At 44.5% G+C, this 16019-nt stretch carries 11 protein-coding genes; 3 read left to right on the top strand and 8 right to left on the bottom strand.

Annotated elements, in window-relative coordinates:
• Positions 1-57: 57 nt before the first annotated feature.
• Both pepQ and MHN30_RS14980 read right to left on the bottom strand, forming a co-directional pair.
• A complete protein-coding gene (gene pepQ / locus MHN30_RS14985; protein ID WP_130165252.1) occupies positions 58-1380 on the bottom strand; it encodes a Xaa-Pro dipeptidase in 1323 nt (440 codons plus the stop codon).
• Between the two features lie 94 nt (positions 1381-1474).
• Complete coding sequence (locus MHN30_RS14980; protein WP_239360171.1) at positions 1475-3364, bottom strand: transglycosylase SLT domain-containing protein; 1890 nt, start codon at positions 3362-3364, stop codon at positions 1475-1477.
• A gap of 280 nt (positions 3365-3644) precedes the next feature.
• On the opposite strand from MHN30_RS14980, the gene fadB reads away from it, so the two are divergent.
• From fadB to tusA, 3 genes are all read left to right on the top strand, one after another.
• Positions 3645-5807, top strand: coding sequence for a fatty acid oxidation complex subunit alpha FadB (gene fadB, locus MHN30_RS14975; RefSeq protein WP_239360169.1), 2163 nt, complete (start codon positions 3645-3647; stop codon positions 5805-5807).
• 1 nt (position 5808) lies between these two features.
• Positions 5809-6978: an acetyl-CoA C-acyltransferase FadA gene (gene fadA, locus MHN30_RS14970; RefSeq protein WP_239360167.1), complete on the top strand. Its 1170-nt coding sequence runs from the start codon at positions 5809-5811 to the stop codon at positions 6976-6978.
• 434 nt (positions 6979-7412) lie between these two features.
• On the top strand, positions 7413-7652 hold the full coding sequence (gene tusA / locus MHN30_RS14965) for a sulfurtransferase TusA (protein ID WP_010376829.1): 240 nt from the start codon (positions 7413-7415) through the stop codon (positions 7650-7652).
• A gap of 66 nt (positions 7653-7718) precedes the next feature.
• Here the strand turns inward: tusA and MHN30_RS14960 are convergent, their stop codons facing one another.
• The 6 genes from MHN30_RS14960 to dnaN form a co-directional block, all read right to left on the bottom strand.
• Positions 7719-8165, bottom strand: a complete 447-nt coding sequence (locus MHN30_RS14960; RefSeq protein ID WP_010376831.1) for a hypothetical protein — start codon at positions 8163-8165, stop codon at positions 7719-7721.
• Positions 8166-8235: 70 nt separating this feature from the next.
• Positions 8236-10305 carry a glycine--tRNA ligase subunit beta gene (gene glyS / locus MHN30_RS14955; protein WP_239360165.1) on the bottom strand — a complete coding sequence of 690 codons (2070 nt, stop codon included), beginning with the start codon at positions 10303-10305 and terminating at the stop codon, positions 8236-8238.
• On the bottom strand, positions 10305-11207 hold the full coding sequence (gene glyQ / locus MHN30_RS14950) for a glycine--tRNA ligase subunit alpha (RefSeq protein ID WP_010376835.1): 903 nt from the start codon (positions 11205-11207) through the stop codon (positions 10305-10307). The genes glyS and glyQ overlap by 1 nt, the downstream gene beginning before the upstream one ends.
• Before the next feature lie 176 nt (positions 11208-11383).
• Complete coding sequence (gene gyrB / locus MHN30_RS14945; RefSeq protein ID WP_239360164.1) at positions 11384-13801, bottom strand: DNA topoisomerase (ATP-hydrolyzing) subunit B; 2418 nt, start codon at positions 13799-13801, stop codon at positions 11384-11386.
• 12 nt (positions 13802-13813) lie between these two features.
• Positions 13814-14902: a DNA replication/repair protein RecF gene (gene recF, locus MHN30_RS14940; protein ID WP_239360163.1), complete on the bottom strand. Its 1089-nt coding sequence runs from the start codon at positions 14900-14902 to the stop codon at positions 13814-13816.
• A gap of 4 nt (positions 14903-14906) precedes the next feature.
• Positions 14907-16010, bottom strand: a complete 1104-nt coding sequence (gene dnaN, locus MHN30_RS14935; RefSeq protein WP_017218529.1) for a DNA polymerase III subunit beta — start codon at positions 16008-16010, stop codon at positions 14907-14909.
• Positions 16011-16019 lie beyond the last annotated feature (9 nt).

The raw sequence follows: 16019 nt of genomic DNA, 5'->3' as shown, positions 1-16019 counted from the left end.
AAACTAAAAGGGAGCCAATCGGCCCCCAAATACTTGCTTTTAGCGCTAGAAATCAGCTTACTCGAGACCGAAATCTCGCGTCATATTTTCTAGTCTATCTTCATGCACAATGATGTTATCTTCAATACGGATACCACCGTAAGGCTTCAGTGCATCAACTTTATCCCAATTGATATACTGTTTGTTTTCTGTTTGCGCCAAGTCTTCCAACAATGAATCGATGAAGTATAACCCAGGCTCAATAGTGAACACCTGATTAGCCTCTATCTTACGAGTACAACGCAAGAACGGGTGACCTTCAGGTGGTGCTTGGTGCGTACCGGCTTCATCAGCCATGAATCCGCCCATATCGTGTACCTGTAAACCAATATGGTGACCGAGACCATGAGGGAAGAAAGTGGAAGAAATCCCCTTCTCGACGATGGCCTGAGCATCAAGCTTAACAATACCAAAGTCACTCAGCACTTGCGCCACGCGATTATGACAATCGATATGCAGCTCACCGTATAGTTTGCCCGGTTGCAATGCTTTGCCCAACTCAATTTGGTGATCGTTCATGACTTTCACCAACTCGGCAAACTCGCCTTGTTTAGCAAAATCATAAGTACGGGTAATATCTGACGCATAACCGTTAAAGTTTGCACCAGCATCAATCAAAAATGATAAGTGCTTACTCGGCGCTTTACGCTCAAAATGGGTATAGTGCAAAATCGCACAATTTTCATTCAAGGCGACAATGTTGCCATATGGCGTATCGTTTTCCATATGCTGAGTTGCATTAAGATAAGCTTGTTGAATTTCAAATTCGGAGCCACCAGCAAAGAAGGCATCGCGCGCCGCCATGTGGCCAAGCACACCAAGACGGCTTGCTTCACGTAAACATGCCATTTCATACTGAGTTTTATATGCACGATGATAATGCAAGAAGTTCATCACCGCCTCTGGATTCACTTGAGTAAAGCCAAGCGCTTGTGCAACCTCTAAATATTCACCGATATAGGCATAGTTTGCTTTGTCGTATGGCAGTAACTGTTCAACCTGATCTGGCTTAACCAGCAGTTGAATATCAAAATACTCTGCCCAAAAATCTCTCGGCTCGTCAGGCACTTTATGCCAAAAATCAACCGGACGATAAAAAATGAGTTTCGGCTTGTCACTGCCATTGACCACAATCCAGCAATGCGGATTATCGATAACAGGCAACCAAGCTTTAAATTGCGGGTTAACTTTAAACGGATAGTACATGTCATCAAGGAATTGACGCTTTGCTTGCCCCGAATGGATCACAAGTCCATCCAGTCCTTCTCTTTCTACTATCGTTCTTGTACGCTGTTGCAACGTGGCAATATGCTCTGCGTATAAATTTGCTAACTTATCCATGGTGTACCCATTTTCAAAAATTCACATACTATCGAGTCTATCATAGCTGCTACCTAAAAACGACGAACTGAGTCTAAGCACCAGCCATGTGCGGTTATTTCACAATTTTCATATCCAAGATACTTGCCAATATGTTGCCATCACGACCAAGACGGGTATGGTAAACCTGTCGATATGCCATCACATTTTTCACGTAGTCACGTGTTTCTCGGTACGGGATCAGCTCAATCCAAAGTTCAGCAGGCATGGCCTCTGACGGCAGCCAACGCTTAATTCTATGATAACCCGCGTTGTACGATGCTGTCGCCAAAATCTCATTTCCAGCATTTTTACGCTTCAAATACTCTAAATAACTGGTCCCCAAACGAATGTTTGTGGCCGGATGATAGAGGCGATTTTTTGCCACGCGCTTGCGGTTATTAACGTATTTGGCGGTGCTTGGCAGCAGCTGCATTAAACCGTGAGCATCCGCACTCGAGCGTGCATCCGGTGCGAAAGAGCTTTCCCTGCGAGCAATCGCAATGCTCCATGCGATATCGACTCGATTACGCTCACTATATTTAGTGAACAGATCTTTAAACGCCATCGGGAAACGTAAATCAACGTAATCCCAAGCTTTGATCTGTGCAAGAGTAAAAATAGTGCTGTCGTACCAATCAAACTCAGCAGCCAATATGGATGCTGCAAGCTTTTCCTCTTTGCTTGAGGTGTTAGTAAGATAGTTCCACTCTCGGCGTGCTTGAGTATACCTTTCCAGCTCGTATAAAGCCTTTGCTCGCTTAAAACCAGGCGCATGAGATACTCGTTCTACAATGCTGGGGTCAACATTTAACGGCTCTTCATTTAGTGAGACTGGTATTCCCAACCGGGCAGCGGCCAAAAAGCCGTAGTAATCACGCTCTTGTGCTAATTGCTGCCAAATCTCGTTAGCCTTAGCCAACTCGTTACGCTTCGCGAGGCTATATGCAAGCCAGTATTGTTGACCATTGCTAAGCTGCTCGTGACCCACGAATAAGGCCGAGATCCCTTCCCAATCTTGCTCTTTCAGCATGTTACTCATCAGCCACTGTAGTAGCTTTTTGTCCTGCAACGATTTAGGCACTTTATTTAGCCAAAACCGCGCATCTTCATGACCTTTAGACGCAAGCGCCAGAGCAAAACGATAAGCAACACTATCCTTTTGCTGCTGGGTAAAGGTAAACATATCCTGCATCTTCTGCCAGGCACGTAGCGCTAAATCAGGATCGCGCCAAACTAGGCGTCTTACACCATATACCGCAATTTCGGCTTCTTTTTCGGTGCGTTTACTAAACCGATAAAGCCCGGCAGCGGCACTCGGATCTTGGCGAACCTTTTTATAAAGCTTGGCAAGATACGCCTCTTTTTTTGGTAACAGCTTCTCAAGATAATCTAGCAGTGACGTTTGACCGGATTGCGCAGCACTGGAAATACGCTGCCAGACACGATCAGGCGTTCTATACCCCGCCTTTTGCCATTGGCTAAAAAGGCCATCACAGGCTTTAGGCTGAGACTTTCCTACCGTCCAGATATCAGTTACTTGATCAAGAATGGCTTTTTTTGGCGCGCCTAAGTCCAACTGATACGCCAAATACGTACACTTGAGTTCAGTATCGCTGGTCTCACGATAAAACTCGATGAATCGTGCTTTCTTTTTATGACGCTTTAAATAATCGAGCCAAGCAGAGCGCACTGGCCATTCTAGTGGGGTGTGTTCGTATACCGTTAAAAAATGCTGAATTTCTTGCTGGTACTCAAGTTTAGGATGGCGTTCATAAAACGCCTTTTCAACGTACGGCTTAAGTGGGTGATCGAGCTGCGCTGCTACCGCTTTAAAATTACTATAATTACCAGACCAAGCGACACGCTCAGCCTCTTTAAATTCGTCGTGAGTGCTATCGGCTGCACAGAGCCAGCTCACCATACATAAGCTGCCTGCAGCTAAGCGGGGTAACCAATATGTCATGCAAACCCTTTTTTATCTGCCAAAAGAATACACACCTAAATTGAAATACAGCCAAATTATGCTTATCTAAAGATGGCGCTGAAGACCAAAACTCGGCTTGTCACTTGCGAGCATGCTCATAAATGACACTAAATGCGAGGTGCGTTAAGCCACCATAGCAAACCGACTCAGGTATTTCAGTAAATGTGCGGTAAATTTTTCATTGCAATTTGCCGCCAAAGGATCCACACTGATTGAAATTACAACTCATCGTACCAGTGTAAAGCACGGGAGAACATGTATGTTAATCAAACGCGAGTCCTTTGTAGTTGATTTTTGCAAAGGCAATATCGCTGAGTTTAAGTTTTGCCTACCAGGCTCAGTAAACAAACTATCTCAGCAAGTACTAAAGGAAAGCCACGAAGCGCTTATCGAATTGAGCCAGCGCGACGACATCGACGGCTTAATTTTTACCAGCGACAAAGACCACTTTATTGTTGGCGCTGATATTTTTGAATTCCTTCCGACTTTCCAACGCCCAGAAGAAGAACTTGTTGGTTGGATTAAAACCGCAACCGATGTCTTCGACGCAATAGAAGATTTACCTTTCCCTACACTATCGGCAGTAAATGGCCTTGCGCTTGGCGGTGGTTGCGAGTGGTTGCTCGCCACGGATTACCGTATTGCAACTGACAACGCAAAAATTGGCCTACCAGAAGTTAAGCTTGGCATTATGCCGGGCTTTGGTGGTACCGTAAGACTTCCTCGCTTAATCGGCGCTGACAACGCAATGACGTGGATCACCACAGGTCAAGAAAACCGAGCGAATGACGCACTAAAAGTGGGTGCGGTTGACGGTGTAGTAGCTGCTGACAAACTTATGGCTGCCGCTATTCGTACCTTGGAGCAAGCTATAGCAGGTAAATTGGATTGGCGCGCGAAACGCCAAATCAAGCTTGACCCATTGAAGATGAATCGTGTTGAACAAGGCATGAGCTTTGGTATGGCTGAAGGCTTAGTCATGGCAAAAACCAAAGGTCATTACCCTGCACCAATGATGGCGGTACAAACGCTTAAAGCAGCAGCTAACCTTAGCCGCAGCGAAGCGATGGCACTCGAAAACCAAAACTTTGCTAAGCTTGCCAAAACGGCAGAAGCCGCAGCGCAAACCGGTATTTTCTTAGCGGATCAATACATCAAAACGGTTGCCAAGAAACAAGCGAAACAAAGTAAAACAGAGATCAAACAAGCTGCGGTACTTGGTGCTGGTATTATGGGTGGCGGTATCGCTTACCAATCAGCCTACAAAGGTACGCCAATTGTCATGAAAGACATCCAGCAAGGTGCCCTAGACCTTGGTATGGGTGAGGCTGCAAAACTGCTTGGTAAAAAAGTACAGCGCGGCCACATGTCGATGGACAAGATGATTGCCACTTTAGGTAAAATCAAAGCTACGCTCAACGATCACGATCTACAAGGCTCAGACATCATCGTAGAAGCCGTTGTTGAAAACCCTAAAATCAAGAAAACGGTATTGGCGAGTTTAGAGTCGCAATTACCAGAAGGTACGATCCTAACTTCAAACACATCGACTATTCGTATTGATGAGTTAGCCACCGCACTTGAGAAGCCAGAAAACTTCTGTGGCATGCACTTCTTTAACCCAGTGCCAAAAATGCCATTGGTAGAAATCATTCGTGGCGAGCAAACATCGGATGAAACCGTTGCCGCAGTGGTAGATTATGCCTTAAAGCTTGGCAAGTCTCCTATTGTTGTTAACGATTGCCCAGGTTTCTTCGTGAACCGTGTTCTGTTCCCTTACTTTGCAGGCTTCAGCCAACTTGTTGTAGAAGGTGCTGACTTCGCAAAAGTAGATAAGGTTATGGAAAATGTCTTCGGCTGGCCAATGGGTCCCGCGTATCTACTAGACGTAGTGGGTATCGATACGGCAAACCATTGTACTGGTGTAATGGCTGATGGCTTCCCTACTCGCATGGCACGTAAAGACAAAGATCCTGTCGCAGTACTTGCGGGTGCCGAACGCTTTGGTCAGAAAAACCAAAAAGGCTTCTACCAATACGCACCAGATCGCAAAGGTCGTCTGAAGAAGAGTAAAGACGACAGCGCGCTTGAGCTGATGAGCGGTATTTGTGACGCCCCAACTGAATTTGATAAACAGACGATTATTGAGCGTTGTATGGTGCCAATGATCAATGAAGTGTTACTGTGTCTGCAAGAAAACATTGTTGCTTCTCCGCAAGAAGCAGACATGGCACTGATCTACGGTATTGGCTTCCCTCCATTCAGAGGTGGTGCATTCCGCTATCTAGACCAAATCGGCCTCGCAAACTTTGTAGCTATGGCTGATAAGTACGCTCACCTTGGTGAAATTTATCAAGTTTCTGAGCAAACTAGACAGTGGGCAGATGAAGGTAAAGTGTTCTATCAAGTGGAGGGCCAGTAACATGGAAAACGCGGTAATCGTAGATTGTATTCGTACCCCAATGGGCCGTTCAAAAGGCGGTGTATTTAAGCATAAACGTGCCGAAGACCTCAGCGCACACTTGATGAAAGGCCTACTTGAGCGTAACCCTCAAGTAGCACCAGACTCAATTGATGACATTTACTGGGGTTGTGTACAGCAAACGTTAGAGCAAGGCTTTAACGTTGGTCGTAACGCTGCCCTCTTAGCTGGCATTCCTCACACCGTACCGGCGGTAACCGTAAACCGCCTATGCGGTTCGTCAATGCAGGCATTGCATGACGCAGCTCGCGCTATCATGACCGGTGCTGGTGACACTTACCTTATCGGTGGTGTTGAGCACATGGGTCACGTACCAATGACACATGGTAATGACTTTCACCCAGGCCTTGCGACATCAGTTGCACAAGCTGCCGGTGTGATGGGGTTAACGGCTGAGTACTTAGCGCTAATGCACGGTATCAGTCGTGAGCAGCAAGATGAATTTGCCGTACGTTCACACCAGCGCGCACATGCCGCAACCCTTGAAGGGCGTTTTGCAAAAGAAATCCTACCAATGGAAGGTCATGATGCCGATGGTACACCTGTACTTGTCGAGCATGACGAAGTTGTCCGTCCAGAGACAAGCCTAGAAGGTCTAGGACAGCTACGTCCTGTATTTAACCCAGCATCGGGTACGGTAACTGCAGGTACCTCTTCAGCGCTGTCTGACGGTGCTTCAGCTATGTTGGTCATGAGCGAGTCTAAAGCAAGAGAGCTCGGTCTTCCTATTCGTGCTCGTGTTAAGTCGATGGCAGTCGCAGGTTGCGATCCTTCCATTATGGGTTATGGTCCAGTTCCAGCATCACAAAAAGCCTTGAAGCAAGCGGGCATTACTATCGATGATATTGATGTCGCTGAACTAAACGAAGCCTTTGCAGCGCAATCACTACCAGTGCTAAAAGACCTAGGTCTACTAGATAAGGTAGATGAGAAAGTGAACCTCAACGGTGGTGCAATTGCACTCGGTCACCCACTTGGTTGCTCAGGCTCACGTATTAGCACAACGCTTATCAATCTAATGGAAGAGAAAGACGCGAAGTATGGTCTTGCAACTATGTGTATTGGTTTAGGCCAAGGTATCGCTACCGTATTCGAGCGCGTAGATAACTAATTCCAACCAGCTGGTACTGGGCTTTTATAAGACAATACCAGCACACAACTTCAACTTGGTGACCAAGGCAAAACGGCACAGCTGTTTTGCCTTTTTTATTACCTGCATTTGCCTCACTTCAGATTGGCTAATACCAATTATCTTAATTAAGTGGTCTATTTTGAGGCGAGAAAATTTTGTCGATAACACCGCTACCGCGTCCTGCTATCGCTGAGGTACCTACATCCATGTAGGCAAGGCAAATATTTTGCTATTTAGTTGTTCTAAATGAGAAATTTTTAACGCAGTTAGCGTCAGATTTGCTCCTTCAAATTGAACAAGTATTAAGACTAATTGGTATCAGACATGAGTTATCCAAACTTGAGCTTACTTACAACATGCGGTTAAAATAGCAATTTCCGTAATTAGCAACGTAACGAACAAGGCCACCCACAATGAGTTTTGATAATACCGACCATACCTTAGATGCAGTAGGCTTACGTTGTCCAGAGCCGGTAATGATGATTAGAGGCATGGTGAGACGGATGAACTTAGGTGAGACGTTGTTAGTTATCGCAGATGATCCATCAACGACAAGAGACATTCCGAGCTTCTGTGAATTTATGGATCACACTTTGGTAGCCAAAGCAGTGGCTGAATCTCCCTACAAATATGTGATTAAGAAAGGTCAGTGATCTCCTCTTTAACACTATTTGAACTCATGAGTCATAGACAATAAAAAAGCGGCATCTGCCGCTTTTTTAAGATTTTACAATCACCACCTTTGGTGAGCGAGGATTACGATAATCTAAGCGGATTTCGTACCAACCTTTTTTACTTGGCTTGAAACTAAAGTAGTTATACACCGTGTTACAATCCGCGACCAGCGGTTGTCCTAGCGTTAACTGCCCTTCACTCTTATAGCCACAGTTGTAGCCTTCACTCCACTGCTCATCAGCAATTTTAAATTCATACACTTTACCTGGGCTCATAAATCTTGCTTTTGTTGCGTAGATCCCCGGTTGTGTTTCTTCAAGGCGATACTGAGGTTCGGCATCCCACAGAGTGAAGTCACCGCGTAAATACATTGTCTTATCCAACTCACCAGCAACAACCGGTGAAGTTGACGTTGTTGGCAATTGAAAGTTACTACTACAAGCGGTAAGTGCTAATAGCGCAATCGCCATTGCCCCTTGTTTTTTAATCATAGCTAGACGCCTTTTACTTGCTTTTACCAATCAGCAAAAAGCCAGCAGTTGCTGGCTTTTGTATCAGCAATTAATTTTGTAACACTGAAATATCTGCAGTATTAAGGAATAACTTACTTAACTGACCAAGTAGTGCTAAACGATTGGCTTTAACCGCTTCATCGTCCGCCATTACCATAACATTATCAAAGAAGTTATCTACTGCTTCACGTAAACTCGCTAAACGCGTCAGTGCAGTTTGATAATCACCTTCAGCGTAAACAGGTGCAAGCTCAGCAGTTAACGCAGCAACTTGTGCAGCCAATGTTTGCTCAGCTTCTTCTTGCAGGAGTGAGCTCTCCACCGCAGCTTCTGACGCGACGTTATTCTTCGCTAAAATGTTGTTTACACGCTTATTGGCAGCAGCTAGCGCTTCAGCTTCCGCCAACGTTCTAAAGTGACTAACCGCTTTTACTCGGCGATCAAAATCAACTGGGCTCGTTGGACGTCTTGCAAGTACTGCTTGGATCACATCCACGCTGATACCTTCATCTTGGTACCAGGCACGGAAACGACCTAACATAAACTCAACCACTTCATCGGCAACATTTGCATTGCTTAGCTTATCACCGAATAACGTCATTGCTTCGGCAACGATATCCTGAATGTCTAATGGTAGTTCTTTTTCTACCATAATACGCAATGCGCCGATGGCAGCACGGCGAAGTGCAAACGGATCTTTATCACCTTTTGGTGTCTGGCCGATACCAAAAATGCCAACCAGAGTATCAAACTTATCCGCAAGCGCCACGGCAAAACTGATTGGGTTAGACGGTAGATTATCACCAGCAAAACGCGGCATATATTGCTCATTTTGTGCTAGCGCGACTTCTTCCGCTTCACCATCAATACGCGCGTAATGCATACCCATCACGCCCTGAACATCAGTAAACTCCATGACCATTTCAGTCATAAGATCCGTTTTACTTAGCAAACCTGCACGCTCTGCTAGCGCCTTATCAGCACCAAGCAGCTCCGCAATAAAACCTGCGAGTGCCGAAATACGCTCTGACTTGTCTTTTAGTGTGCCAAGCTGCTTCTGAAATAACACTGAATCAAGTGACTCAAGACGGCTTTCCAGCGTTTTCTTCTTATCCGTTTCAAAGAAGAACTGAGCATCTGCCAGACGCGGGCGAACCACTTTCTCGTTACCCGAGATCACTACGCTCGGATCTTTACTTTCAATGTTAGAAACAAACAAGAACTTGTTGATCAAGTTGCCTTGCTTATCTAATAGTGGAAAGTACTTTTGGTCGTCTTTCATGGTGTAGATAAGTGCTTCATCTGGCACTTGCAAGAAGGCTTCTTCAAAAGAAGCAACTAAAGTGACTGGCCACTCGACTAGCGATGTAACTTCTTCAAGAAGGTCTTCATCCATCGCGACTTGCGCGCCGAGCTTTTCAGCTTCAGCTTCAATTTGGCCTCGAATTAATGCTTTACGTGCTTCGTAATCCGCAATAACGTATGCACCTTTTAGCACTGCATGACTATCATCCGCATGTTCAACACGAACACGCTCAGGGTGATGGAAGCGATGTCCCTGCAGCTCATTGCTGATAGCTTTACCTAGCACTTCACCTTCAACTTGTTGACTACCAAGTAGTGCAGCCACGGTATGTACTGGACGGATAAATTGCGTCTTGTTCGCACCCCAGCGCATCGGCTTTGGAATAGGTAACTTAGCCAGTGCTTTATTGATCACATCGCTTAGTAACGCTAAGGTCTGTTGCCCCTCTACTTTCGCTTTGTGTAGCAGCCAAGTGCCTTTATCAGTTTCTAAACGCTCAGCATCATTAATATCAATACCACAACCACGAGCCCAACCTAGCGCCGCTTTAGTCGCGTTACCATCGGCGTCAAATGCTGCCTGAATAGCTGGACCACGTTTTTCGACTACTTTGTCGGCCTGTTGCGTTTGTAATGCTTTAACTTGAATACCTAAGCGACGAGGTGATGCATACCAGCTCACGCCTTCATGACTAAGCTCTAATGTTTCAAGTTCTTGCCTAGTATTTTCTGCGAATGACTCAGCAAGGTTGCGTAACGCCTTTGGTGGTAGCTCTTCAGTACCAATTTCTACGAGTAAGTTTTCAGTCGACATTATTTATCCTTACAAAGCGGGAAGCCAAGTGCTTCACGTGCATCATAGTAAGCCTGTGCACAGGCTTTTGATAAAGCACGAACTCTTAATATATAGCGCTGACGCTCAGTTACTGAGATAGCGTGACGTGCGTCTAACAGGTTAAATGCATGAGATGCCTTCATTACCTGCTCATAAGCTGGTAGAGGAAGCCCTGCTTCAATTAGTTTTTCGCTTTCTTTTTCACACTGGTCAAACTGCTTGAATAATGCCTCTACATCCGCATATTCAAAGTTATATGTCGACTGTTCTATCTCGTTTTGCATGAACACGTCACCATAAGTTACGCGTCCCATTGGACCATCTGTCCAAACGAGATCATAAATGCTATCTACACCTTGTATATACATTGCAAGGCGCTCTAAACCATAAGTAATTTCACCCGTTACCGGTGAACATTCAATACCGCCAACTTGCTGGAAGTAGGTAAACTGAGTCACTTCCATGCCATTCAACCATACTTCCCAACCTAATCCCCAAGCACCTAGCGTTGGTGATTCCCAGTTGTCTTCAACAAAACGTACTTCGTGCGTCAATGTATCAATGCCCAACGCTTCTAAAGAGCCTAGGTAGAGTTCCTGAATATTCTCAGGCGATGGCTTCAATACAACTTGGAATTGGTAGTAATGCTGAAGACGGTTAGGGTTTTCACCATAGCGACCATCCGTCGGGCGGCGACAAGGTTGTACATATGCGCTCGACATTGGCTCAGGACCAATGGACTTAAGGAAGGTCATCGGGTGGAATGTACCCGCACCAACTTCCATATCTAAAGGTTGAGCTACAACACAGCCTTGCTGCGCCCAGTAATCCTGTAAAGCCAGGATCAAACCTTGGAAGGTTTTGATATCGTATTTTTGCATAGTTGGCTTATTTTTATCTGGTACTTATCGTATGTAAACGCCTTCAGTAATTTGGCGCTCACGCTAGATTCAATGATTGAAAATTATGCTCAGTATACCGCGAGCGCAGGAGGGTTTTAAGCTTTAAAGCATAAAAAAAGGAGGGAAAATCCCTCCTTTTTACTAGATGTTTGAGTTTACACGTCTAAGTTAACAACTCTCAGTGCATTTGTTTCGATAAACTCTCGACGAGGTTCAACTTGGTCACCCATCAAGGTTGCAAACAATTGGTCTGCAGCAATGGCATCTTCAATGGTCACACGTAGCATACGGCGAGCACCTGGATCCATCGTTGTTTCCCAAAGTTGGTCAGGGTTCATCTCACCCAATCCTTTATAGCGTTGTGTATACAAGCCACGCTTAGACTCAGAGATAAGCCATTCAAGACCAGCCTCAAAATATTCGATTGCTTGAGTCTTCTCACCACGCTGTACATAACCGCCTTCGCTGATCAAACTACCAATCTGACGACCCGTGTTCGCAATGCGAACATAATCTTTAGATGTAATAAAGTCGAAGTTCAAAGTATGCGCTTTATCAACACCGTGCTGACGAATATTGATCACCGGATAATACATGTGGCGCTCTTCATCAAATGCGACTTCTGCGTTGAAGATAGTAGCGTCTTCGTCTTTCTTCACAAGATCAGTAACCAAGTTTTCAGTCCACGCCGTTACTTTTGCTTCATCAGATAAGTCTGACTCGGTTAGCTCTGGGCGATAAAGCAAACGGTTCATGATTGAAGACGGATACTTACGCTTTAAACGCTCAATGATATCTATCGTATTCTGATAATCATGTACTAGGTTTTCTAGTCTGTTACCAGTAATTGGCTCTGCACCTTCCGACGGATATAGTGATGCTTCGTTTAGCGCTAATGTTGTTAGGTATGAAGTTAGCGCATTATCATCTTTAATATAACGCTCTTGCTTACCCTTCTTCACTTTATATAGTGGTGGTTGAGCAATATAGACGTAACCGCGTTCGATGATCTCTGGCATTTGACGATAGAAGAAAGTCAGTAGCAGTGTACGGATGTGTGAACCATCCACGTCCGCATCGGTCATGATGATGATGCGGTGATATCTTAGCTTTTCAGGGTTATATTCATCACGTCCAATACCGCAACCTAATGCAGTAATTAGTGTTGCCACTTCCTGAGAAGAAAGCATCTTATCAAAGCGTGCTTTTTCTACGTTCAGGATTTTACCTTTGAGCGGCAGGATTGCTTGGTTCTTACGATTACGACCTTGCTTAGCAGAACCACCCGCCGAGTCACCCTCCACTATATATAGTTCAGAAAGTGCAGGATCTCGTTCTTGGCAGTCAGCGAGTTTACCCGGTAGACCAGCTAAATCCATAACGCCCTTACGACGAGTCATTTCACGGGCCTTACGTGCAGCTTCACGTGCTCGCGCAGCATCAACGATTTTGTTTACAACGGTTTTTGCATCGCCTGGGTTTTCTAGCAAGAATTCAGTTAGCTTTTCAGCCATCATTTGCTCAACAGCCCCTTTCACTTCACTAGAAACGAGCTTATCTTTTGTCTGTGAAGAGAACTTAGGATCAGGAACTTTAACACTAACAACAGCAGTCAAACCTTCACGGGCATCGTCACCCGTAGCACTGGTTTTATACTTTTTATTAAAGCCTTCTTTTTCCATGTAGGTGTTAAGCGTACGCGTAAGTGCTGCACGGAAACCCGCTAAGTGAGTACCACCATCGCGTTGAGGAATGTTATTGGTAAAACAGTAGATGTTTTCTTGGAAACCATCATTCCATTGCATAGAAACTTCTACGCTAATGCCATCATCACGTTCCGTCGAGAAGTGGAAAACACTTTGATGAACTGGTGTCTTCTTACGATTTAGATACGCAACGAATGCTTGAATACCGCCTTCGTACTTGAAGTGATCTTGTTTATTCTCTTCGCGCTCATCATTCAAAATGATGCTTACACCAGAGTTAAGGAAAGATAATTCACGTAGGCGCTTAGCTAGAATATCGTAATGGAAATTTGTATCTGAGAACGTTTCAGCACTTGGCCAGAATCTCAATTCTGTACCAGTGGATTCCGCTTCACCGATAACACCTAACGGCGCATCTGGAACACCCATAGTGTATTTTTGCTGATGCACTTTGCCATCACGGCGGATTGTTAATTGTAGTTTTTCAGAAAGTGCATTTACAACAGAAACACCTACACCGTGCAAACCGCCAGATACTTTATATGAGTTATCATCAAATTTACCACCGGCATGTAGTACAGTCATGATAACTTCTGCCGCAGAAACCCCTTCTTCTTCGTGAATTGAAGTTGGGATACCACGACCATTATCTCGAACAGATACAGAGCCATCGGTATGAATTGTTACGAAAATATCGTCACAATATCCTGCTAGTGCTTCGTCGATTGAGTTATCAACGACCTCAAACACCATGTGATGTAAACCAGTACCATCGTCTGTGTCACCGATATACATTCCCGGACGCTTTCTTACAGCATCCAATCCTTTAAGTACTTTAATACTCGACGAATCGTAATTTTCCGACATGGTTTCTTCCAATTATTTTGTTATTAAGCTGCCATGTTCCACGTGGAACATTTTAATTTCACGTTCCATTGGTTCAATAACGGCGGCAATACTTTCTGGAGTAATAGCAGTGATAAACAGCTGTGACTGACATTGCGCCAACAGACGCGATACCGCCACCTTAGTATCTTCACTAAGCTCCGAAGGTAAATCATCAATAAGCAGAATTGACTGCTTATTACTCTCTTGGTCAATCAAACTGTTTTGCATTACTTTAAGTGCATACAGTAATAGCTTGAGTTGACCACGAGAAAAAATATGTTCTACGCTGTTTCCTTGAGTATAAAAGTTAAAGTCAGCCTTATGCGGCCCTTTACTTGTATAGCCAAGTTTTACATCTCGCTCTAACTGATTTGTTAATACCTCAGCGAGTTCCCCCTTCCAGCCCGCGTGAAAGCGAATTTCAAGGCCTTTAAAGATAGGGCTTATATCCCCTATCTTATCAAAAAAATGCGTCTGAAACCTACCTATATAAGCCTCTCTAAACATATTTATTTGCTCAGCAAGGCGTACAAACTCCTTATCCCAATAACTTAGCTGGGATTGGAGATCTCTCGGTTTAGATTTCAATAAAGCGTTACGTTGCTTGAGCACCTGATTGAACATTTTCCATGTGGAATAAAACTGATGTTCCACGTGGAACACACCTAAATCAAGAAACTTACGACGCTCTTTTGGACCACCAAAAAACAGCTCATAGCTTTCAGGCGTAATAACTTGAACAGGTAAAACCTGCGCTAATTCTGCCACTTTCCGGCTTGCCTGCCCCTGAATTCGAAGCTTAGTTTCACCACTGGTATATTTACTAATGCCAAGCGGTATAGACAAGTTATGTAGTTGTTTTTTAGCATGAACAACGCAATGAGAAGCCTCATGCTTGATCATTAATTTTTGCAGATTGGTACGGAAAGATTTACCACTGGAGAGAAAGTAAATGGCTTCGAGCAGACTGGTTTTACCGCTACCATTTTCACCGAGAATGACATTAACGGCATTGCTAGGTGAAAGCGCCATCGCCTCAATGTTTCGAAATGCATTGAGGCTAAGGTGAGTTAAACTCATAACTCTATAAACGCATCGGCATAACTACATACATTGCATGTTCGTCACCAGCGGCTTCAATAAGCGCACTGCTGTTCGCATCAGAAAGCGTAAATTGTACATCTTCAGACTTTATTGTATTTAACACGTCTAATAAGTAAGAAACGTTAAAACCAACTTCAAGATCATCGCCTTGGTAACCTACCTCAACAATTTCTTCAGCTTGCTCCTGCTCTGGGTTATTGGCACTAATTTTTAATTGTCCATTACTCAGATTCAATCGCACGCCACGAAACTTCTCGTTAGAAAGAATAGACACACGCTGAAATGCACTACGTAGCCAATCGCGATTTGCGGTAACCAACTTGTCCCCGCCACGAGGTAATACGCGACGATAATCAGGGAATCGCCCATCCACCAGCTTACTCGTAAAAGTAAATTCGCTGTCGATGATACGCACATGATTAGCGCCAAATTGAATGGTGATAGTTTCATCATCCGCAGGCAGTAAGCGCATGATCTCTTGCACGCCCTTACGAGGAATGATCAATTGACGTTGTGTTTGCAATGACTCAGGTAATTTTTGCTGCGCAATTGCCAAACGGTGACCATCAGTAGCTACCGTTTTAATTTCATTATTATCTACTTCGAAAGACATACCATTTAAATAGTAACGTACGTCTTGGTTAGCCATAGAAAAATGCGTTGCTTCTAGCAATTTTCTCAGCTCTAAACGCGTTATGGCAAACTCAACCTCACCGTCCCACTCTTCAAGGTTAGGGAAGTCTTCAGCGGCTAAGGTTGTCAAAGAAAAGCGACTTTGACCGCTAGTCAGTAGCAATTGATGCTCTTGGCTACTCAGCACTAAATCCGAGTTATCAGGCAAGCTCTTACAAATATCTAGGAGCTTTTTCGCCGGTAAAGTGATCTTGGCGTCTGGCACATTGGTTTCAAGGGCAACAGATGCAACAAGCTCTATCTCTAAATCTGTACCTGTCATATGTAACGCGCCATTTTTCACTTCTAGCAATACATTAGACAAAATAGGCAGTGTATGTTTGCGCTCAATGGCACCCGACACCTGTACCAGTGGCTTTAAAAATAGTTCTCTTGGAATCGTTATTTGCATCATTTAACC

This window comes from Pseudoalteromonas sp. OF7H-1 (assembly GCF_022347825.1).
Taxonomy (GTDB): Bacteria; Pseudomonadota; Gammaproteobacteria; order Enterobacterales; family Alteromonadaceae; genus Pseudoalteromonas; species Pseudoalteromonas maricaloris.
This window is presented reverse-complemented; position numbering and strand designations above follow the sequence as displayed.

Coding starts and splice junctions, on each gene's coding strand:
- pepQ (WP_130165252.1), bottom strand. CDS start 1,380: ATGGATAAGTTAGCAAATTTATACGCAGAGCATATTGCCACGTTGCAA.
- MHN30_RS14980 (WP_239360171.1), bottom strand. CDS start 3,364: ATGACATATTGGTTACCCCGCTTAGCTGCAGGCAGCTTATGTATGGTG.
- fadB (WP_239360169.1), top strand. CDS start 3,645: ATGTTAATCAAACGCGAGTCCTTTGTAGTTGATTTTTGCAAAGGCAAT.
- fadA (WP_239360167.1), top strand. CDS start 5,809: ATGGAAAACGCGGTAATCGTAGATTGTATTCGTACCCCAATGGGCCGT.
- tusA (WP_010376829.1), top strand. CDS start 7,413: ATGAGTTTTGATAATACCGACCATACCTTAGATGCAGTAGGCTTACGT.
- MHN30_RS14960 (WP_010376831.1), bottom strand. CDS start 8,165: ATGATTAAAAAACAAGGGGCAATGGCGATTGCGCTATTAGCACTTACC.
- glyS (WP_239360165.1), bottom strand. CDS start 10,305: ATGTCGACTGAAAACTTACTCGTAGAAATTGGTACTGAAGAGCTACCA.
- glyQ (WP_010376835.1), bottom strand. CDS start 11,207: ATGCAAAAATACGATATCAAAACCTTCCAAGGTTTGATCCTGGCTTTA.
- gyrB (WP_239360164.1), bottom strand. CDS start 13,801: ATGTCGGAAAATTACGATTCGTCGAGTATTAAAGTACTTAAAGGATTG.
- recF (WP_239360163.1), bottom strand. CDS start 14,902: ATGAGTTTAACTCACCTTAGCCTCAATGCATTTCGAAACATTGAGGCG.
- dnaN (WP_017218529.1), bottom strand. CDS start 16,010: ATGCAAATAACGATTCCAAGAGAACTATTTTTAAAGCCACTGGTACAG.